The sequence below is a fragment of the Paraperlucidibaca baekdonensis genome (assembly GCF_003387535.1).
Classification (GTDB): Bacteria; Pseudomonadota; Gammaproteobacteria; order Pseudomonadales; family Moraxellaceae; genus Perlucidibaca; species Perlucidibaca baekdonensis.
In genome coordinates this window covers 497,617-517,441 of sequence record NZ_QUNR01000002.1, presented here as the reverse complement: position 1 = coordinate 517,441, position 19,825 = coordinate 497,617, and the positions used below count along the sequence as shown (strand labels likewise).

The window sequence follows — 19,825 nt, the reverse complement described above, 5'->3', positions numbered from 1 at the left end:
GGGTTGTGCTGTTAAGCCACGGCAGCCTCATGCATGGCATCGGCCGCGGCGATGGAGTCGCCGGTGCGCTCAAAGGTCTCGAGCCAGGCGGCGTAGTTATGCACGGTGGGGATGTGATTGGGATGAAAGCCGGGGCGATAGTAACTCGCCAACATGGGCAATAGACGCGGCAAAATGCCCTTGCGCGGACCAAACATCCAGCCTAAGTGCTTGCCATAGAGCTTCAGACGCTCCGTTTTCGAATAGCCATCCATCGCCAACATAAACCACGGTGACACCACGGTGTAGAGCGAAAACAGCACACTGGCATGCGTCATGGCGGTCACACGTGTGGCGTAACCCACACCAGCGACTTGCTGCATAACATCAAAAGCCACGGCCTTGTGCTCCATCTCCTCAATGGCATGCCAGGCAAACAATGCGCGAACGCGCGCATCAGCGCCCTGCATCATAGTTTTTTCCGCAAAAAATAAGTCGGCCATCATGGCGGTGAAATGCTCAAGCGCGGCCGTCATGGCGATGTTGTATTCCGGCGATAGATTTTTTAGGCGACGTTCCGTGATGACCCGAGTGCGCCGTGTAAACGCATCAATATCAATACCTTGGCGACGCAGTCGGTCGTTGTAGCGGGTATGAACCTGGCCATGCTGGCCCTCTTGCTGCGTGAAATCTTTCACGTCGGCAAGCAATTTAGGGTCCGTGATACGATCGCGAAATGCGCGAACGGCCGAGATGAAATAGCGCTCGCCATCGGGAAATGTCGACTGCACAGCGTCGAAGACACGCGTCATAAAGGCGTCACCCGCCATCCAATAGCGCGGAATGTCATCGTGACTGAGCCCGAAATCTAAATCTCGACGCACCACAATCGCTTCTTGATACTGTTGACGTGCCATGAGCTATCTCCCGCAAAGTTAGGTAACACCAACATACTAGGTGGTAACTTACGGCTCTAAGGCTATTATTACGACAGCAAAGGAGCATATAACGACAGTGAGCCATCTATTAAATCTGCATTTTTTGAGCTTACTGACCACGGCGGCGGCTCGCTCAGGCAGCGATTTACGCGCCGTGCTGGCCAGTCTTGAGCTAGGCATTCACACCGATGAAGGCAAAGCGCCAATTTTGCCGCTGTCGGTGCTCGTGGCGCTGTTTGAGCAATTGGAGGCTCGCGCCACCACCGGTCGATTTTTGTTCGCCTATACCGACATCTACAATTTTGACACCATTCCAGCGCTCTCCGCATTTTTGGCCAGTGCGCAAAGTTTGCGCCAACTCAAGCCGGTGCTCGACTGGGTGCCTGTGTTGGTGCATCCCGACTTAGTGTTTGAGATCAATGATCATGGCGACGCCATGAGCCTACGCCCGAAAGTCACGGCCAATGACCCGAGACTCGTTGATCACCCGCTCTTGATTGAAATGATGATGGCCATTGTCATGCGCATGGGCCATCAAATTGCCGATTCGCGCGGCTACATCACGCAGATCCGCTTTAAACATCGTCCACTGTGTGACCCCTCAGCGTATGAAGCCTACTTCCAGTGCCGCATTGATTTTCAAGCCAGCGACAACGCCATGGTCGCCGACAGCCATTTGCTCGATGGCGCACTGCCCGGCAGCTTACCGTTGGCACACAGTCGCGCCGAGGCGAGTATTCGCCAATACGTCTTGGGCGATGGCATCGCACCGCCGTTGGCCATGCAGGCCGAGATGCAGTTACGCCAACACCGCGCGCTGCTCGGTGAGGGCCTCGATGGGCTGGCTCATGCCCTACATATTCAGCCGCGAACGCTACAACGCGCGCTGAAAAAAGCCGGCAGCAGTTATTCGCAATTGCTCGCGCAGGTCAGAAAAGATATGGCCACGGCGATGCTGCGAGACAGCGACTTAGACATCGACAGCATTGCCTTGAAACTAGGCTTTAATGAGCGCCGCAGCTTCACGTTGGCCTTTCGACAGTGGCAAGGCATAACACCGACTGCCTATCGCATAAAACTCACTCAATGAATCCGCCGCTAAAAAAACAAATGCCGCTGGCCCTCGCGCGATAAAAGCGCCGGCCGATACCCCCAATGCGCCTCAATGCTGTCGCGAGTGAGAACCTCCGGCGGTGGCCATCTGCTCACTGCGTCATGCGCATCACATCGCGTAGGCGAGCGCGCGCCGTGGTTGCCGACATGCGCGATGGCCATACAACACGGGCAGTGGCATAAGAGACGCTGGTTGATGCCATCAGTCGCGAAGCAAGCTCGCCTTAATAGAAGGTCACGAGCTTTTGTCGTGACCAATGCGCAACAGCAAGCTGTGACTGTGCAGGAAAGGCATTGGCATGAAACCGGAGATACGTCAGCGCGGCATTGAGCGCTTGCTTGGCGGTCATAAAAATCGGATCCATGGTTTCGTGCAGGCGCTCCATGCCGTTGTTGATCACCAGCGTGCATTGCCATTTGTTGGTTACCGATAAACGGATACCGATCTCGATACAAATACGTGACTCACAAAGATTTAATTTGTAATTCATGGCGATGACCAAAATAATCAATGCAATGGAAATAAGCGCAAGCACATTTTTACGAACCGGCGTATTTTACGCTGCACAGACGCCATAACATTTTGACAATTCCAGACAGACTCGTAACGCATTCGCTCAACATCGGCTGTGGTTTACGTGAGTGCCTCACCACTAGAATCCCGCCAGCGCTGAGGCGGCATGCCGGTCCAGCGACTAAATGCCCGTGTAAATACGCTATGTTCTGAATAGCCCAAAAGCCAAGCGACTTCATTGAGCGACAAGCGCCTGTCGCGCAGATGAACTTTCGCCAAGTGCACTAATGTATCGTCACGAAGTTGGCTAAACTTTAGCTCCACTCGCGCTAATCGTCGGTGCAGCGTGCGAGATGTGATGTGCATTTGCTCAGCCACCTGCTCAATGCTGACCTCGCCTGAACGCGCCAAATTCGCCACGGCTTCGCGCACACCACGCTCCAAATGATCCATTGCCGGCATACTGGCCAGCAGCGTGCTGACCTGGTGCTCCATCATGGCCAGCAAGGTGGCATCGGGCTGTAACACGGGTTGTTGCAATAGGCCGAAATCAATCCGCAAACTGGTGACCGGCTGCGCAAATCGCACCACACCACCGAAATAGGCTTCATACGCGCTGATGTCTTTTGGCGCAGGATTGACAAAACAAACCTCGCTCACCGCCGCACATTGGCCAATGAGTCGCCGCGAAAACTCGACAATCGCAGTCAGTGCGGCCTCGTCGATTAACGGGCCTAAGTCCTTAGGCGCATTAACAAACACAATTTCAACGGCAACGGGAGATAAGGTCAGAACGGAGGTTTCCACATTGCTGATCAAGCGCTCGTATTGCTGCCAGCGCAGCAATGCCGCGCCTAAATGTTGGCACGCCGTAAAAACGTAACCGAGCGCACCTAATGTCGCCGGTTCAATGGTTTGGCCAACGTGAAGGCCTAAGAGCGAGTCATCCAACGCTACCGCGGCGCGTTGCAATAAACATTGCCATTGCGCACCGGTAAACACCTGCAGGCTGTTGCCACCTGATGGGCGTGGCTCGCCCAGCACGTCTTCGGCATTCAGACCTTGCGCTGCTACATAGTCAAATAGCAAGCCAACGTAGTTGCTTGCGTAGTAAACCGTTTGCAGGGTGGGCTGAATTTTTGACATGTCTGAAAATGTCAAAACACTGTCGCCTCTGCAAGCAACCGCATTCATCAATATCAGCCATATGACCCATATCATAATCAGCCAAATGGCCTATCTTTTAGTGTGTCGCAAGCCCTAGAGTGACGAGGTCGAAATCTCACAGGAAGGAAGCATCATGAAACGTGTCGTCTTAGCAGCCGCCTTAATGGCTTTTTCGGTTTCCGGCTTTGCCCGTGACATCACCAAACCCTTAAACGCTGAAACCCAAGCCGCACTCACGCCAACGGAAGTCGTGCAACTCATGAAAGATGGCAACAAGCGCTTTCTCGACGACAAACCCCTAGAGCGTAATTTTGCTGAGCAAATCAAAGCGTCTGCCGGCGGCCAATACCCCATGGCCACGGTACTCGGCTGTATTGACTCACGCGTGCCGCATGAAATTGTCTTCGATAAAGGCGTTGGCGATATTTTCTCCGCCCGAGTTGCTGGCAACTTCATCAACTCAGATATTTTGGGCAGCTTGGAATTCGCCACGGCCGTGGCTGGCTCCAAGGTCATCGTGGTTTTAGGCCACACCGAGTGCGGTGCGGTGAAAGGCGCTTGCGATAATATCCAAATGGGTAACTTGACCAGCACCTTGTCTAACATTGCCCCCGCGGTGTATTCGGTTGGCCACAAGCACGAGGTTAAAACCTCGAAAAACAAGGCCTTTGTCAATGACGTCGCACATGCCAACGTCGACTTAACGGTACGTAATATTGCTGACCGCAGCCCGATCATTCGTGATCTGATTGCCAACGGCAAACTCATTGTCATCGGTGCGATGCACAATGTTAGCACCGGCAAAATCGAGTTTTTTGATGACAAGAAGCTCGACCATAAAAGCATATAAGCGGTAATAAAAAGGCTTCCGGCGCCTAGGCGTCGGAAGCTTTTTTATAGCTAGTTCACCTTCAATCGGCGGGCAAACGCCGTGTAGAGGCTCAACGGCAAAAACCGTTTTAAATACACCGCAATACGCTCTTTGCCGGCAATCATTACCTCTTCTTGATCACGCTCAACCGCCTGCCAAATGCGCTCAGCGCAGGCACTTGGCGCCATGCCCTTGCCAATATCGGGGTCAAGCTCACCAAAGGCTTTGCCATCGGGGCCTAAGGCATTGATCGATACATTGGTTTTCACGAAGCGTGGGCAAGCCTGGCGCACTCGTGCGAGCTCCGATTCACGCCGCGCCGTTAAGATCAACTTCGCGCCACGCGCCGCCGCGGCGAGCGCCAACGCCTCGCCAATGCCACCGGACGCGCCGGTGATCCATACCACTTTATTTGTCAGTTGCGTCATGCGCCTAGTTCCTGCAATGCGTTTAACTCGGCGAGCAAGCGATTGTGTAAACGCTGCGTGAGTATTGGCTGGAGGCGATCGCTGGGATAGCAACGCGAGAGGCCAACGTGCGAAATGTTGTCATCGCGGGTGAAGGCAATATTTTCGATGCGCGTGGTCTCAGCCAGAGCGCTGACTAAGTTGTCGTCGTGTCGGCGATCAGAGCCCATGACATCGCCCTCGGCAAAATAGTTCAGGCACAGCGTGACATTTTCTGGCACATGGCGCATATCGGCACCCCAGCGGCGCGGCAGTAAACGCCCGATGCCACGCGCCGCAATGAGCACCATCAAGTCAACGCGAACGCCGCGCTGCTTCAGCTCGCGCGCCACGGTCATGGCCTCAAAGCCGCCTTGACTGAAGCCAATCAGCACAATGGGTCGTCCCTGACTCGCGGCCTGTTGCAGATCATCGGCCATCAAGCGTGCTTGTGCATGACCATAGAGCGTGGTGTCGGAGTAGCCCGCCGCACGCACAAAGGCAAGCAAATGCCGCTGCATATGCTCACGCGAGGCAAAGCCATAAATCGCGGCAATACAAGGACCACGAGCGGCCTCTACGCGCTGAGGACGGTCTGGAAACTGCAGGATAGACAACATGATTTTATGTCCTTATCAGAGCGCGGCTTCAGCGCGCCATGGGTCACCGACTTTGCCAGCGCATCGCGGCAGCATAGACTGATGCATTTGCGCTGCAGCGCAGATCAAACGCACAAAAGGATAATACCTGCCGATGGTTAAGCCAAACGCGCTCTGGCACAGACTCGTCTCTGGCCGTCACAGCCTCGATTTTTGGCTGCGTTCAATGCCCGCGAAAGCGCCGCGCCTGCCTAGCCTCGCCGACATGCGCGCCGGCCTGCCGAATGCACCGGCGCTCAACCCGACCCAATACGCTCATGCGCTGGCACAGCAGCAGCGGCTATGCGCGAGCCATCCGGCGATGGCGACCTGGCCCACCGACTTGCCACCGCAAGTGCTGGCCGACAGCTTAAGCGTTGTTCATCACGGCCATGACTGGCTGCTGCCGGCACTCGCCCCGCGCGCAGAACAGCCGCTACGCTGGCTTGATATTGGCTGCAAAAATGCGGCCTATGCGCTCGGCTTGGCCACGCTGGCGCTGGCGGCGCTGCCCTCGCCGCGGCAAGGCTTGCAGCTCGATGCCCTCGAACTCGATGGCGGCCGGCGTTACCGTGATGGCTTTACGCGCGCCGGCTATGCGCAGGCGCTCTTGGCGTTGACGCAGGATTGGCTGCGCCAGCAACGCCCCGCCGCCGATCTGCACGGCCGCTTCCTGCAGCGCGATATTCGTGACCATGCCGAGTCCTACAACGTCATTACTTGGCTGATGCCCTTTGTCTTTACGAAACCGCATTTATCGTGGGGGCTGCCGCTCAATTACTTCGATCCCGCGGCGCTCACCGAGCATGTACTGGGCCTCCTCAAGCCAGGGGGGGTATTAATGACATTGCACCTCAACCCGGCGGAGGCCCACGCGCAGGCGGCCTGCTTTCATCAAGCCCGTGTTGCTCACGAGATCATTGCGCACGGCCCAATAGATGACCCGTGGCTATACCTCGGCGGGCAACGTCAAGTTTTCGTCGTCAAACGGCGCTAAGCACAGGCATTCGGACGCCGTTAATAGCCGGCTTTGGCCTACCGCCAGATCGCCTAATGACAGGCCACCTACCGAGCGCCGATGCAAGCGCATCACGCGGTTGCCAAGCGCCGCAAACATGCGTTTGACTTGATGATATTTGCCCTCGGTCAACGACACCGTGGCCGTGTAAGGCGTGTGAATAATCAGCTCAGCGGGCTGCGTGGTGATATTTTCATAAGCGAAATACATGCCCTGCGCAAACGCGGCAACGGCACTTGCGTTCAGCGGCTGCGCCAGCGTCACTTCGTAGCACTTAAGGCAGCGACTCGCCGGCAGGCTGATGCGCCGTGACCAAGCACCATCGTTGCTGAACAACAGCAAGCCGGTGGAGTTGATGTCTAAGCGGCCAACAATATGCAGCTGATCTTTGTGCGGATGATCGATCAAGTCGAGCGCAGTGCGGTGCTGGGCATCTTGCGTGGCGCTGACAACGCCTTGCGGCTTATGCAGCATCATATATAGCCGCTCACGACCATCTTGCAGGCATTCGCCATCGAGCGTTATGCGGGAAAATGGTGTGACCACTTGTTGCACAGAATGCGCACACTGCGCATCCACTTGAATGCGCTGTTGGGCGATGAGCGCGCGAACGGCGCTTTGCGGAAATGAACTGTGGGCGCGGATAAAGCGATCCAAGCGCGTGGCACTGCAGCGCATAGGCCTTGCATCACGTCAAACCAATAATGGCAGGAATTAAAATACAAATCGGTGCCAAAGGCTACCGAGGCCAACTTGCCAACCTAACAAACCGATTATCAATATCCACGAATAAAATAACGCTTTCATCTACTGACTTCCTCTGACACAAACGGGTTAGCTGATTGCGTGTTTTCAGCGGCGCGGATGGTAATTGAGGCAGTATTTGAGCGTCTGTCTTGGATTTGTTTTTGGCGGCCATTAGAGTGGTAAAGATGTAAGCGCCTGTAGGTGTTTTGCAACAATGCACCCACAAGCGCCCACGGGTTAGTCGCGCTTAGCGACTAGGTTTGGCAAAGCGCAGGTAAGGTAACTGAATGTTTAAATTGCCAAAACGCTCAGTGGCCTGCGCATCGTTGAGGCTCAAACCAACAATGACATCTTCACCTGGTACCCAGCCCGCCGGCGTCGCAATCGGCACACCATCGGTGATTTGAATCGCATCTAAGGCACGCAAAATCTCAGCAAAGTTACGCCCCACAGACATCGGATAAGACATCGTCAAACGGACTTTTTTGTCGGGACCAATAATAAATACTGTGCGCACAGTAGCGCTATTTGCTGGCGTACGGTCATTGGGTAAATACGCACCGGCAGGCAGCATGTCATAGAGTTTTGAGACCGCTAATGACGTGTCATCAATGATCGGGAAGTCCGCTGGCGCGCCGGAAAACGCGGCAATATCACGCTGCCATTTGACGTGCTCTTCAACGCTGTCGACTGACACCCCCATGACCTTGGTATTGCGCTTGGCGAACTCCGGCGCCAGTTGGGCTACCGCACCAAACTCCGTGGTGCACACCGGCGTGAAATCTTTTGGATGCGAAAATAAAATCGCATAACTTTCGCCCATCCACTGGTGCAGGCTTAACTGGCCAATGGTGGAATCGGCAGTGAAATCAGGGGCAATATCATCAAGACGAATAGACATAGTTACATTCCTTTTTAAGTGTTTTTTGATTCTGCCAGTCACACTGTCATTGGGCAATCTTCATTTTAGATAGATTTTAACTATCGCGTAGATACCGCTCAAATGGTCAATGCGCTGACGGACTTTTAGCGAAAAATAGCTGACTCACAGAGAGAATCACGCGCGCCAAAATATAGCCAGTATCGACATTTGCCACCGACTCATTGCCCGCCTCCACACGTAACTGCACGCTAGGGTGCACCTGTACACCGACCGTGGCGCTGCTGCGATACGCCGGCTCATAAGCCAATAAACCCGCTTCATTGACGAGTAAAGCGGCGCCCACACCGCTAAGCGTATGCGACGCCTCCAGCCGCTCTACACGCACACCGGCATCGACGCGCGGCGAAAACTGCCACAGCGCATCCAGCCACCCACCGTAGGTATCACCCTGATACGCCACCGTGCCATTACGCGAAAATAGCGCGCCATCGTCTTCGCGCCACCATGCCGCCGCGGACACCGTCAGTGGCCACATGGCAGCCTGCCACTGACCGCTCAGGCCAGCTAAATGCGTATCACCGCTAAAACACACGACTTCAGTGAGCGCAGCATCGCAGCGTGGGCTGACATGCGTATGGCCACCGGGCGCATTAGCAACTCGCGCGCCACGACCTTGCGGTCGCAGCGCCGCATAAAACGCATCAAGCACCAAGCCCGGCTGCGCAACCGATAAATGCACAGATGGCGCCAAGCCAGCATGGTCACGAGCACCAGGAAAGGCACGCCCTTGCCATAGGCCAAGGTGTGTTTTAAAGGTGCTCTGCCCATGCTGGTGCTGCCAAGCAAGCTCGGCACCGTCATCAACCCAGTCACCATTGACAATGGCCGCCTTCGCCAGCGGCACAAGACCAAAACGATCGAAATGGCCGGCAGCCGTGAGCACCTGGCCAAGCTCAGGCCGCTGGCGCCCCAGGCTCAATGACCAGCGATTATTATGGTCATCGCGAAAGCCCATTTGTATGCGAGCAACCTGTGTTTCAAGCGGATCACTGTAATGCTGACCGACAGCGTATTGCACACCTAGATGCTCTGAGAAGCGATAGGCTAAATCGACTGTCGCATGCTCCAAGTTGACGCCATCAATGGCCTCGCCGGGGTCGCCCTGGACTACAAAGCCGCGCAAAGCCTGCGAAGGCAACACGCGCTCATCAAGGTCCAAATAAGCTGTGGCGACCGTGGCGCTGACTAACAAACCTGGGGACTCGGGCAAGGCGCTCGCCGCCCCGCCCCCGTGCGCAAACGCAAAGATTGGCAGCCACGCAAGCGCTGCGCCAACATGACAACACCGTATCGACATATATGTGCGGCCTAAAAAGGATTACTGAAGGCGGAGTTACTGACAAACTCGTGATCGGTCAGTGTTTTTAAGAACGCCACAATGTCGCTTTGCTCTTGTCTCGATAAATTGATCAGTGTCACCAAGTCGCTTTTGTTAGGGTGCATGCGCCCATCCCCCGCGTTTGGACCACTGCTGATCACCCGCCCGCCCGCCGCGTAAAACTCCAGCACCTCCTCTAATGAGCTGATGCTGCCATCGTGCATGTAAGGCGCTGTTAACTCGACATTACGTAATGACTGGGCGCGGAATAAGCCGCGATCGCGCGCTTGTGCCGTGAACTCAAACAGCCCCTGATTACCCTCAGGGAAATTGCCTGTGCCGGCAATGTTATAGAGCCCTGTGTTATGAAATGGCGTGTCGAGCACGCGCGTGGAAGCGTGCACCACTTGATCATTGAAGTTAAAGCCGACGTGACAATGAAAGCACTCCGCCTTTTCGCCAAAAAACAGATTTTGCCCACGCTTCTCCGCTGCACTCAGCTGCGTTTTACCCTGCAGGGCTTGATCAAAGCGGCTGTTACCCGAGATCAGCGTGCGCTGAAAGCTGGCAATGGCACGGGTGATATTGCCAAACGTAATGGGTGACTCGAGCGCCGGAAAAGCTGCCTGAAATAGCGTCGTGTAGCGTGCATCGGCACCAATACGCGCCAACACCTCGGCCATATTTGACTCATTGATACCCATCTCGATGGGTTCCTCGCCAAACAAAGGCACCTGCATTTGCGACTCAAGGCTAAGCAGTGACGGGTTCGCCCACGTAAAAGTAATGTTATAGACCACGTTGGCGAGGCTTTGCGCGTTGCGCGGATGCAATGCCTCAGTGGAGCCTATCGAGCGTGCCAAACCATCGGTAAAGGCTTTGTCTTGATGATGACAACTGGCACACGACTGCGTGCCATTGCCTGACAGGCGCTTGTCATAAAACAGAAACCGTCCGAGCTCGACCTTTTCAGCGCTCAAGGCGTTGTCGGCGGGTAGGCGCGGGGCGGGGAAATTAGCGGGCAGCACCATCACGTCATTGCTGGTGCTGTCGTCTTGCACCGAGGTGCCGCCGCCACCGCACGCCGAGAGTACTAGGCCAAGTACGAGCCAAATCGATTGTTTCATGGCGCAGCGACTACGCTAAATACACGCTGCTGCCCCGTGACGGCTGGGCTGCCTGTGGCGTTATCGAGACCGAGCGCTTTGAAGACATCATTACATTCGGGATCGGCTTGTGCCGACATACAGCCTGATGGGCCGCCGGCATTTTGGGTGACATCGTTTTGACCGGCAAAGGCCAGCACATCGAGACCAATGCGCTGCGTATCGGCATCAAAACGCTCAAATCGTATGGTCATGCGATTGGGTCGATTACAGCCGGCCACTTCACCGGCGGCGGTATTTGCCGCTGATGTTGAGCCAAAGCAATCGGTCGACCCTAGATGTAAGTTGTAGGTTGTCGGCGTCCACGTGGGCACCTCGGCTATATCCGTTAACTCAACTCGTGTGAATTTTCGTCCACCAGCCCAAGACCACGCCATGCCGGGGTTGACGCCGTTATTAATGACGGCAGGCGTGACCGCGGTGCCAGCGCTTTGATCGCTATGGTTAAACGCAAGCGGCACCCCCAGCGTCATGGTAATGCCCACATAATCACCGTCAGCCACGCTGCCATTGATGCGCTTGTTCATCGCCACGGTGCCGGCACAGGCGCCGGTTTTGTCCTCGAGATCGATGAGCGTTACTCGATCTTTGCCGAGCGTGGCATTCCAATCATCATTAGGCCCAAGCTCTACGGGCTGCAGAGCACCACTGCGCGTAATGAGCTTTACGTTGGCAATATAGAAGCGCAGATCTTTGATACCACCGGTGGCGTTGGTGCTGCCAATATTGGTGATGACATCGCCACAGGAGACAGGCTCGCTGCCCGCCATCGCGACAAACTCCACGGATACCGCACGCTGCGCACCGGCGCTTGGCGCATCAGCACGGCCTGTAGCCACCGTCTCGCGCTCACCGCCGCCCCCCCCACACGCGCTCATGACAACAACGGTCAAAAAACTGCTGGCAACAAACCATAGCGCGCGGTACTTTTTCATTAGTCTCTCACTTACATTATTTAAGTTATGTAAGCACATTAAATGAAAAGCAACGTCGCACTGCGCGACAAATTGTCGCAGTTTGCCGGATAGAATATCGCCACGATGGCTCAGGTATACTGTCCCGCTAGTGCAAGCACTTACCGAGCTGCAGCGAGGCTCTCGCGCACTTTTTCGCCGCTTTTAGGATCCCTGCATGGAAAAAATTATCGAACGCTTAATGTATGCCTCACGCTGGATCATGGCGCCTATTTATTTGGGCTTAAGCCTGGTTTTGTTCGCCTTGGGCATCAAGTTTTTCCAAGAAATCTTTCATATTTTGCCAATCATTTTTGAGATCGGCGAAGTCGATTTGGTGCTGGTCACCTTGTCATTGATCGACATTGTCTTGGTTGGCGGCTTAATCGTCATGGTGATGTTTTCGGGCTATGAAAACTTCGTCTCACGCCTCGATGTGCACGAGGATGCCGAAAAGCTCGGCTGGCTCGGCAAGCTCGATGCCGGTTCGTTGAAAAACAAAGTCGCCGCGTCGATCGTGGCCATTTCATCGATTCATCTGCTGAAAATTTTTATGAATACCGAGAACATCGATAACGATAAAATTCAATGGTATTTGCTCATCCACATCACCTTTGTGGTGTCGGCATTTGCCATGGGCTATTTGGATAAAATCACCCGCGGAAGCGATTAATGTATCGCCTCATAACCGCGCGCCAGGCGCTCGGGCTGAGCAAATGCTTGCACGCAGAAATCAATAAATAGCCGCACGCTAGGCAATAAGCCACGGCGGCTAGGAAAAGCCAAATGCAATAAGCCGGGGCGTGGCTGCCAGCCCGGCATCACCTCCACCAAACGGCCCTCCCGCATAGCCTCGCGCGCCATCACCAGCGGCAACGCCGCCACGCCAACGCCTTGCAGCGCCGCGTGGTAGAGCGTGCTCATGTCATTGGCCATGAGTTTAGGCTGATGGGTAATGGTCAACGCCCGATCATCGGGGCCGAGCAGATGCCACTGCGCCTGACCATCGCCCAAGTGCAAACTCGCCAAGTCACTAGGCTGCACTGAGCCATCGGCCGCAAAGCACGATGCCAGCGCCTGCTGCGCCGCCTCACGCTTTACAGGGGCCACCAACCAGCGCTGACTGCTCCACGCCAAATGCCGCACCACCAAATCGCTGTCGGCAAGCGGCGGGAAACGCACGCGAATCGCCACGTCCAGCCCCTCGCGCTGCACATCGACCATGCGATTGCTGACCTCGACCTGCACATTGACGCGCGGATACGCTGCCATAAAGGCCGCCAAAAGCTCGGCAAACTCACTGTTCATCAGTGCCGGCGGACAACTCAAGCGCAGCGTGCCTTGCGGCTCCACCTGCAACTGCGCGATTTGCGCATCGGCGGCATCGGCCTCAATGAGCATGGCTTGGCAATGCTGAACATATGCCTGACCTTGTTCGGTAAGCCGAAACAGTCGACTGCCCCGATGCAAAAGCTGCACATTCAGACGCGCTTCCAAAGCTGCCACGCGCCGACTCAGTGTAGCTTTCGGCACACCGGTGGCTCGGCTCGCAGCGGCATAGCCGCCATGCTCGGCAACCCAGGCGAAGTACTGCAGTTCATTGAGATCACGCATGATTTATCGCCCAATTAACATCCGCTAATTGTTCCAAATACGCAACGATAAGTCTATTAAATGACTATTTCTAACTCGGCGTTCCAATAATACAGTAGCTACATATCAGAGCAGGAGCGCATCATGAAACAGATTAAAGGCATCTACCCACCACCGCGCCGCCACTGGGTCGGCGATGGCTTCCCAGTGCGCACGCTATTTAGCTATAACGGCCACGCCAACGACATCAGCCCTTTTCTTCTGCTCGATCACGCTGGCCCTGAGCATTTCACCGCCAGCGATACCCCACGCGGGGTGGGCGTGCATCCGCATCGGGGCTTTGAGACCGTGACTATTGTTTATGATGGCGAGGTCTCGCATCGCGACTCGGCCGGCCATGCCGACACGATTTACACCGGCGATGTGCAGTGGATGACGGCCGGTGCGGGCATCTTGCACGAGGAGTTTCATAGCCAGCGTTTTACCGAGCATGGCGGCAGCATGGAGATGGCGCAGCTGTGGGTGAACCTGCCGGCCAAAGATAAGCTCACGCCGCCGCGCTATCAGGGCATCAAGGCGCAAGCGATCCCACAGGTGGCGCTCACCAAGGGCCATGTGCGCGTAATCGCCGGCAGCTATGGCGATCAGCACGGGCCGGCACTGACCTACTCGCCGCTGTCGGTTTGGGATGTCACGCTGGCCAGTGGTGCCTCGCAAGACTTTTCAGTGCCCCCAGGCCATAGCCTCATTGTGGTGGTGTTGCGCGGTGAGCTGCGAGTCAATCGTGAGCATGTGGTGAGTACCGACCACAGCGTTATTTTCGCGCAGCACGGTAGCGACTTCAGCCTAGATGCACTGGCCGACTCGCAAGTGCTGATGCTGAGCGGCGAACCGCTGAATGAGCCCATTGAGGGCTACGGTCCGTTTGTGATGAACACGCGGCAAGAAATCAACCAAGCCGTTGATGATTTCAACCACGGCCGCTTTGGCCACCTGTAATTGACATGAAGAGGACGCCCTGATGAAACCCATCCACGTACTGACTATTTCCGGCAGCCTGCGCAACGCCTCACTCAACACCCAGGCTTTGCGCGCTGCCGAGCAATTAGCGCCCGATGGCATGGTATTTAGCCACGCCGACCTGCATGGCCTGCCCCACTACGACCAAGACCTGCGCGATGCAGAGATTCCTGAGGCGGTCATTCGCCTCGATGCTCAGGTGCGCGCCGCCGATGCGCTGCTAATTGCCACGCCTGAATACAACTACTCGATTCCGGGCGTATTGAAAGATGCCATCGACTGGTTATCGCGCATGCCTGACCAACCGCTCAATGGCAAACCGGCTGCCCTGCTGAGCGCCAGCATGGGCGCACTCGGCGGCGTGCGCGCGCAGTATCATTTGCGCCAAATGTTGATCTATATCAATGTTCATGTGCTCAATCGGCCTGAAATTATGATTGCTAGTGCGCATGAGCGTTTCGATAGCCAAGGCCAGCTTATCCATGCCGCCACCGCCGAGATGATGCGCGAACAACTCGGTGCCCTAGCGCAGTGGACAAACACACTACGCGGCAACTAACGCTTACCGGAATCACGCACAGGCCACAGGCGCTTACAGACTTGCTGTAGACGCCCGTGGTCATTGACAATTTTTTGCAATCCTCTGCTGTATTTCTCCCTAATAAATCAGTCATCTAGACATATTGTGTAGATATGCCTATTTGAGCTGATTTTTCGCTGGCCGCGCCAGTAAGGGAGTACGTCATGACCACTGCAACACCACAAAACCTATTGGCCAGTGCCGAACAAGCGGTCCTGCAAAGTCATTACTTAATGCTCATCGACAGCAGCAAAAAGCAGATCATTAGCGTTAGCGATAATCTCGCAGCGCGCTTGGGCAAAACCGTGGCTACGCTCAACGGTGCGTCTCTAAACGATGTCTTTGCAAACAGCCCTATCGACGGACTCATTAAGCAGCTGAAATCACAGACCAGCGTTGAGCAGCTCATGCAATTGACGCCCAAAGAAGAAGCGCCATTTTGGCTAGAATCTAAACTCACCGCCACGACCGAAAAAAACCAACTACTTTGGATGGCTCAAGAAGTGAGCCAATCGGCCAAAGAGCGCAATGAGTTACTTGGCAAATACAAGGCGGTGAATCGCGCCCAAGCCGTGATTGAGTTTGATTTAGACGGTCTGATTCTCACCGCCAATGATAACTTTCTAGACTTAGTGGGTTACAGCCTCGATGAAGTCAAAGGCCAGCACCACCGTTTATTTTGCGAGCCCAGCTACGCCGCCAGCGACGAATACAACACCTTTTGGCAGCAACTGCGCTCCGGCCACGTCGAAGATGGCGAATACAAACGCCTAGCCAAAGGCGGCAAGCCGGTATGGATTCGCGCCACCTACAACCCCATCCTCGATCTCGATGGTAAGCCCTACAAAATCGTCAAATACGCCCTCGACGTCACGCCCAGCAAACTCTCGGGCGTGGAGCAGTCTGGCAAAATCAATGCTATTAACCGCAGCCAGGCCATTATTGAATTCGATATGAGCGGTAAAATCCTCACCGCTAATGACAACTTCTTGTCGCTGATGGGTTACTCCCTAGCCGAAGTCCGCGACAAACCGCACAAGCTATTTTGCGAGGATGAATACGCCAACAGCCCCGACTACCAGCTGTTTTGGGCACGCCTGCGCGAGGGCGAATTTGAAAGCGGCGAGTTTAAACGCGTCGGCAAAGGCGGCCGTGAAATCTGGATTCGCGCCACCTATAACCCCATTTTAGGGCTCGATGGCAAACCCATTAAAGTGGTGAAATACGCACTCGATGTCACCGATTCAAAAGCGCGTAACGCCGAATTTGAAGGCAAGGTGCAGGCTATTAGCCGCGCACAGGCGGTCATTGAATTCGATCTCAATGGCACCATCATCGATGCCAACCCAAACTTCCTCAAGCTCATGCAATACAGCCGCGAAGAAGTCATTGGTCAGCATCACCGCCTATTTATCGATGAAGACAGCGCACGCTCACCGGCCTACCAGCAGTTTTGGAAGAAACTCTCGCGCGGCGAGTTCGATGCCGGCGAGTACAAACGTCTGAATAAATCCGGCCAAGAAGTCTGGATTCGCGCCACCTACAACCCGATTTTCGACCTCAACGGCAACCCCATCAAAGTGGTGAAATTCGCCATGGATGTTACCGAGTCGAAAATGCGCAATGCCGAGTTTGAAGGCAAAGTGCGCGCCGCCGAACGCGCGCAAGCGGTCATCGAGTTCGATATGTCGGGCAATGTCATCAATGCCAACGACAATTTCGAGAAACTCACCGGCTACACCGTGGCTGAAGTGCGCGGCAAACATCATCGCTTATTTGTCATGCCCGGCTATGCCAATAGCGAGGCGTATCAGGAGTTTTGGCACAAATTAGGGCGCGGCGAATTTGATTCCGGCGAGTACAAACGCGTCGGTAAAGATGGTCGTGAAATCTGGATCCAAGCCACCTACAACCCCATTTATGACCTCAATGGCAAACCCTTCAAAGTGGTGAAATTTGCCACCGACATCACCCTCGACAAGCTGCGCAATGCCGAATTCAAGAGCAAAGTGCAGGCGCTGGAGCGCGCACAGGCGGTGGTGGAATTCGACTTGAAAGGCAACATCATCGACGCCAATGAAAACTTCCTCAACCTCATGGGCTACCGCCTAGAGGAAGTGCGCAGCAAACATCACCGCATATTCTGCGACTCCAGCTATGTGCAAACCGAGGAGTACAACAGCTTCTGGGACAAGCTCAGCCGCGGCGAATTCGACGCCGGCGAGTACAAACGTGTCGCTAAAAATGGTAACGAGATTTGGATTCAAGCCACCTACAACCCCATCATGGACATGGATGGCCGCCCGGTAAAAGTCGTGAAATTCGCCACCGATGTGACCATGTCAAAGCTGCGTAATACCGAGTTCCAAAGCAAGGTCAACGCCATGGATCGCTCACAAGCGGTCATCGAGTTTGATCTCGAGGGCAATGTCGTTGCCGCCAATGAGAACTTTCTGCGCACCATGGGTTACTCGCTGCGTGAAGTGCTCGGCCAACATCACAGCATGTTCTGTCAGCCCGACTACATCACCTCACTGGAATATCGCGACTTTTGGCTAAAACTGGCAAAGGGCGAGTTTTTAAGCCAACGCTTCCAACGCATTGGCAAATACGGCCGCGATGTCTGGCTGCAAGCCAGCTACAACCCTGTGCTCGACCTCAAAGGCACGCCCATGAAAGTGGTGAAATACGCTGCCGACATCACTGAACAGGTGCATATGGAGCAGCGCGTTTCCACCAAAACGGCGGCCATGTCGAGCTCGGTGCAAAATCTGGTCGATGCCATTAACGATATTTCAACGAGTACCAGCGAGGCCACCACGCTCGCCGATGAAACCCAAACCAACGCCACCAATGGCTTTGAGGCGCTACAAAAATCCATTGAATCGATTGCCATGATTCAACGCTCGTCGGTGGAGATTACCGAGATCGTTAAAGTGATTGGTGATATTGCCGGCCAGACCAACCTGCTCGCCTTCAACGCCGCCATTGAGGCGGCGCGCGCCGGTGAGCACGGCGTCGGCTTCTCGGTGGTCGCCGGAGAAGTACGTAAGCTGGCTGAGCGTGCCAGCACGGCAGCACGGGAAATCAACAAGCTCATCGACGAGTCATCAAACCGTGTCAATCAGGGCTCGGTGGTCTCGCTGCAAGCCAAAGAGGCATTCGAGCACATTGTTCGCAGTGCCAATAAAACCAATGACTCGATTCGTCGCATTGCCAGCTCCGCCATCGTGCAACAAGAGGTGTCTGGGCGCGTCAATGTCCTCATCAATGAGTTAGTGAAAGGCTAAGGTCATGAGCGCAGAAGCAGGCGAAAGCACCTACGGCGTATTACGTATTGGCGAGGCGCAAGTGGCGCTGCCGATTAGTCGGCTGCGCGAGGTGGTGCCCTGCCCCAGCCATTTTGCCAAATTACCCACGCGGGCGGCTGGCCTGCTGGGCGCCATCAATGTTCGGGGCAAAGTACTGCCGGTGTTTGATTTGCGCGAAACCCTGGAGCAGTCGTTAAGCTTGTCGGAGACACAAGTAGTGGCCTTGTTATATCAGGAAGGCAAGGCATTGGGGCTGGTTGCCGACAGCTTGGCGGGGCTGACGATTGTTGAGAATGAGCAGATCAATCGCATGGCGGCGCACAGCGGCGAGCTACTTTTTTCCGGCAGCTTTGTGCGCCACGAAGATCACAGTATTGTCAGTGTGTTATCGATTCAGGCGCTGATGTCGCAGCCAGGCATTCCGCTGCTCAATGACGCACAGGTCGCCAATATGCTGGAGCCAAAAGTCGCCATTGGGCAAACCCGTGCCCTGATGCTGCTACGCTGTGGCGAGGTCGGTATTGCTATGGATGTCACCGATATTCATACCATTTTGCCCATCGTCTCTGTCACGCCCTCATCGCTCAATAGCGCCGTGTGTCGCGGCGTCATTACCCATGCTGGCAAAGAGATTCCCGCCGTTGACCCGTTAGCGTTGATGTCTTTGGGGCAGACGCCACCAGAGGCGAGCTGTCAGGCCTTAGTGATCAACTATGAAGGCGGTTTGGTGGCGCTGCTGGTCAATCAGGTCATTGAAATTGCCCACGCCCGCCCGGAGGAGCTGCTGCCCATCCCCGCGCTGACCGTGAAGCGCCGCGACATGTTATCGCACACCCTAACACTGCCCGATCGTGGCCAGTTTTTGGTGCTTGCCGACAACGCATTGGCCAATGATGCCCAGCTCACGGTACTGGCCTCGCTCAATACCGAGCTGGCCAAGCAGCCTACACAGGGCTTGAGCTTAACGACATCGGGCGCGTCTACGGTTGATCGCAGCGTGAATTATTCGGTGATTACGTTTGATTTAGGCAGCGAAGTGGCGGCCAAACTCGATCATGTGGTGGAGGTCATGAAGCTGCCTGAGCACTTCGCTGAGCTGCCGGGCATGCACGCTGCGGTGAAAGGCTTGGTGTCATTGCGCGGACGTAGCATTGCCTTGGTTGATTTGGGCGAGGCACTGAATCTCCAGGCTGCTCACGATGATGACGCCTCACGCGTGTTGGTGGTCAAGCACGAAGATATGCACTTTGGCTTTATCGTGCGGCAACTGCATCATGTTGAAAATGCCACCTGGGAAGAGCCAGCACGCGAGGCCACTAAAGCTGCGAAGTCGCCCAATCCGCTCAATCGCCATGCCATTGTTGAGCTCGGCGTGGGCGAGAGTCAGCGCACCTTGCCATTGGTCGATCTGAAAAAACTCGCGGCCACACTGGCGGGCACGCAGGCGAGTTGCGCCGCCTAGCTTTTTGCGCGGCGCTGTGGTCTAAGTGGTCAGATCTTTTGCGATGAG

General features: G+C 55.2%; 18 protein-coding genes and 1 pseudogene. 8 read left to right on the top strand and 11 right to left on the bottom strand.

Features of this window, described 5'->3' with window-relative positions; translation table 11 throughout:
• Window positions 1–11: 11 nt before the first annotated feature.
• Entirely contained in the window at window positions 12–896 is an 885-nt protein-coding gene (locus DFR26_RS06470) for a metal-dependent hydrolase (RefSeq protein ID WP_116208124.1), read from the bottom strand.
• 97 nt (window positions 897–993) lie between these two features.
• Between DFR26_RS06470 and DFR26_RS06465 the strand changes: the two genes are divergently transcribed.
• The gene (locus DFR26_RS06465) at window positions 994–2,007 is read left to right on the top strand and encodes a helix-turn-helix transcriptional regulator (RefSeq protein WP_181899002.1); all 1,014 of its coding nucleotides are present in this window, start codon (window positions 994–996) and stop codon (window positions 2,005–2,007) included.
• A gap of 247 nt (window positions 2,008–2,254) precedes the next feature.
• Here the strand turns inward: DFR26_RS06465 and DFR26_RS06460 are convergent, their stop codons facing one another.
• Window positions 2,255–2,521, bottom strand: a complete 267-nt coding sequence (locus tag DFR26_RS06460) for a hypothetical protein (RefSeq protein WP_147300273.1) — start codon at window positions 2,519–2,521, stop codon at window positions 2,255–2,257.
• A 143-nt stretch (window positions 2,522–2,664) separates the two neighbouring features.
• Window positions 2,665–3,690, bottom strand: a complete 1,026-nt coding sequence (locus DFR26_RS06455) for an AraC family transcriptional regulator (protein ID WP_116208121.1) — start codon at window positions 3,688–3,690, stop codon at window positions 2,665–2,667.
• 154 nt (window positions 3,691–3,844) lie between these two features.
• On the opposite strand from DFR26_RS06455, the gene DFR26_RS06450 reads away from it, so the two are divergent.
• Window positions 3,845–4,561 carry a carbonic anhydrase family protein gene (locus tag DFR26_RS06450; RefSeq protein ID WP_116208120.1) on the top strand — a complete coding sequence of 239 codons (717 nt, stop codon included), beginning with the start codon at window positions 3,845–3,847 and terminating at the stop codon, window positions 4,559–4,561.
• A 302-nt stretch (window positions 4,562–4,863) separates the two neighbouring features.
• Here the strand turns inward: DFR26_RS06450 and DFR26_RS11340 are convergent.
• Both DFR26_RS11340 and DFR26_RS06440 read right to left on the bottom strand, forming a co-directional pair.
• Window positions 4,864–5,010: pseudogene (locus DFR26_RS11340) on the bottom strand (SDR family NAD(P)-dependent oxidoreductase); the annotation flags it as partial.
• Window positions 5,007–5,648 (bottom strand): alpha/beta fold hydrolase, encoded by a 642-nt coding sequence (locus tag DFR26_RS06440; RefSeq protein WP_116208118.1) that lies wholly within the window; start codon window positions 5,646–5,648, stop codon window positions 5,007–5,009. The gene DFR26_RS06440 and the pseudogene DFR26_RS11340, both read right to left, overlap by 4 nt.
• Window positions 5,649–5,781: 133 nt before the next feature.
• Here DFR26_RS06440 and DFR26_RS06435 point away from each other — a divergent pair, with 133 nt between their 5' ends.
• Window positions 5,782–6,663, top strand: coding sequence for a hypothetical protein (locus DFR26_RS06435; RefSeq protein WP_116208117.1), 882 nt, complete (start codon window positions 5,782–5,784; stop codon window positions 6,661–6,663).
• Here the strand turns inward: DFR26_RS06435 and DFR26_RS06430 are convergent.
• The 5 genes from DFR26_RS06430 to DFR26_RS06410 form a co-directional block, all read right to left on the bottom strand.
• A complete protein-coding gene (locus DFR26_RS06430) occupies window positions 6,616–7,362 on the bottom strand; it encodes a pseudouridine synthase (RefSeq protein ID WP_116208116.1) in 747 nt (248 codons plus the stop codon). The two genes, DFR26_RS06435 and DFR26_RS06430, sit on opposite strands and share 48 nt — an antisense overlap.
• Before the next feature lie 316 nt (window positions 7,363–7,678).
• Window positions 7,679–8,332, bottom strand: coding sequence for a peroxiredoxin (locus DFR26_RS06425; RefSeq protein ID WP_116208115.1), 654 nt, complete (start codon window positions 8,330–8,332; stop codon window positions 7,679–7,681).
• A 106-nt stretch (window positions 8,333–8,438) separates the two neighbouring features.
• Window positions 8,439–9,584 carry a hypothetical protein gene (locus DFR26_RS06420; protein ID WP_147300272.1) on the bottom strand — a complete coding sequence of 382 codons (1,146 nt, stop codon included), beginning with the start codon at window positions 9,582–9,584 and terminating at the stop codon, window positions 8,439–8,441.
• Window positions 9,585–9,682: 98 nt separating this feature from the next.
• Window positions 9,683–10,819, bottom strand: coding sequence for a methanobactin export MATE transporter MbnM (locus tag DFR26_RS06415; protein ID WP_116208113.1), 1,137 nt, complete (start codon window positions 10,817–10,819; stop codon window positions 9,683–9,685).
• Complete coding sequence (locus DFR26_RS06410; protein WP_181899001.1) at window positions 10,816–11,793, bottom strand: MbnP family copper-binding protein; 978 nt, start codon at window positions 11,791–11,793, stop codon at window positions 10,816–10,818. The genes DFR26_RS06415 and DFR26_RS06410 overlap by 4 nt, the downstream gene beginning before the upstream one ends.
• A 196-nt stretch (window positions 11,794–11,989) precedes the next feature.
• On the opposite strand from DFR26_RS06410, the gene DFR26_RS06405 reads away from it, so the two are divergent.
• A complete protein-coding gene (locus DFR26_RS06405) occupies window positions 11,990–12,484 on the top strand; it encodes a TIGR00645 family protein (protein WP_116208111.1) in 495 nt (164 codons plus the stop codon).
• Here the strand turns inward: DFR26_RS06405 and DFR26_RS06400 are convergent.
• The gene (locus tag DFR26_RS06400) at window positions 12,481–13,425 is read right to left on the bottom strand and encodes a LysR substrate-binding domain-containing protein (protein ID WP_116208110.1); all 945 of its coding nucleotides are present in this window, start codon (window positions 13,423–13,425) and stop codon (window positions 12,481–12,483) included. The two genes, DFR26_RS06405 and DFR26_RS06400, sit on opposite strands and share 4 nt — an antisense overlap.
• Window positions 13,426–13,548: 123 nt before the next feature.
• On the opposite strand from DFR26_RS06400, the gene DFR26_RS06395 reads away from it, so the two are divergent.
• The 4 genes from DFR26_RS06395 to DFR26_RS06380 all read left to right on the top strand — a co-directional run bounded on the left by DFR26_RS06395 (window position 13,549) and on the right by DFR26_RS06380 (window position 19,777).
• Complete coding sequence (locus DFR26_RS06395; protein ID WP_116208109.1) at window positions 13,549–14,403, top strand: pirin family protein; 855 nt, start codon at window positions 13,549–13,551, stop codon at window positions 14,401–14,403.
• Between the two features lie 22 nt (window positions 14,404–14,425).
• Window positions 14,426–14,983, top strand: a complete 558-nt coding sequence (locus DFR26_RS06390; protein WP_116208108.1) for an NADPH-dependent FMN reductase — start codon at window positions 14,426–14,428, stop codon at window positions 14,981–14,983.
• Window positions 14,984–15,168: 185 nt separating this feature from the next.
• Window positions 15,169–18,294, top strand: coding sequence for a methyl-accepting chemotaxis protein (locus DFR26_RS06385; RefSeq protein ID WP_116208107.1), 3,126 nt, complete (start codon window positions 15,169–15,171; stop codon window positions 18,292–18,294).
• A 4-nt stretch (window positions 18,295–18,298) separates the two neighbouring features.
• Window positions 18,299–19,777: a chemotaxis protein CheW gene (locus DFR26_RS06380; RefSeq protein WP_116208106.1), complete on the top strand. Its 1,479-nt coding sequence runs from the start codon at window positions 18,299–18,301 to the stop codon at window positions 19,775–19,777.
• Window positions 19,778–19,825: the final 48 nt, after the last annotated feature.

Bases quoted from the DNA above. Each gene is read 5' to 3' on its own strand.
- DFR26_RS06415 (WP_116208113.1), bottom strand. From the start codon at position 10,819: ATGAAACAATCGATTTGGCTCGTACTTGGCCTAGTACTCTCGGCGTGC.
- DFR26_RS06440 (WP_116208118.1), bottom strand. From the start codon at position 5,648: ATGTTGTCTATCCTGCAGTTTCCAGACCGTCCTCAGCGCGTAGAGGCC.
- DFR26_RS06450 (WP_116208120.1), top strand. From the start codon at position 3,845: ATGAAACGTGTCGTCTTAGCAGCCGCCTTAATGGCTTTTTCGGTTTCC.
- DFR26_RS06430 (WP_116208116.1), bottom strand. From the start codon at position 7,362: ATGCGCTGCAGTGCCACGCGCTTGGATCGCTTTATCCGCGCCCACAGT.
- DFR26_RS06400 (WP_116208110.1), bottom strand. From the start codon at position 13,425: ATGCGTGATCTCAATGAACTGCAGTACTTCGCCTGGGTTGCCGAGCAT.
- DFR26_RS06390 (WP_116208108.1), top strand. From the start codon at position 14,426: ATGAAACCCATCCACGTACTGACTATTTCCGGCAGCCTGCGCAACGCC.
- DFR26_RS06395 (WP_116208109.1), top strand. From the start codon at position 13,549: ATGAAACAGATTAAAGGCATCTACCCACCACCGCGCCGCCACTGGGTC.
- DFR26_RS06405 (WP_116208111.1), top strand. From the start codon at position 11,990: ATGGAAAAAATTATCGAACGCTTAATGTATGCCTCACGCTGGATCATG.
- DFR26_RS06435 (WP_116208117.1), top strand. From the start codon at position 5,782: ATGGTTAAGCCAAACGCGCTCTGGCACAGACTCGTCTCTGGCCGTCAC.
- DFR26_RS06410 (WP_181899001.1), bottom strand. From the start codon at position 11,793: ATGAAAAAGTACCGCGCGCTATGGTTTGTTGCCAGCAGTTTTTTGACC.
- DFR26_RS06425 (WP_116208115.1), bottom strand. From the start codon at position 8,332: ATGTCTATTCGTCTTGATGATATTGCCCCTGATTTCACTGCCGATTCC.
- DFR26_RS06460 (WP_147300273.1), bottom strand. From the start codon at position 2,521: ATGAATTACAAATTAAATCTTTGTGAGTCACGTATTTGTATCGAGATC.
- DFR26_RS06380 (WP_116208106.1), top strand. From the start codon at position 18,299: ATGAGCGCAGAAGCAGGCGAAAGCACCTACGGCGTATTACGTATTGGC.
- DFR26_RS06455 (WP_116208121.1), bottom strand. From the start codon at position 3,690: ATGTCAAAAATTCAGCCCACCCTGCAAACGGTTTACTACGCAAGCAAC.
- DFR26_RS06470 (WP_116208124.1), bottom strand. From the start codon at position 896: ATGGCACGTCAACAGTATCAAGAAGCGATTGTGGTGCGTCGAGATTTA.
- DFR26_RS06385 (WP_116208107.1), top strand. From the start codon at position 15,169: ATGACCACTGCAACACCACAAAACCTATTGGCCAGTGCCGAACAAGCG.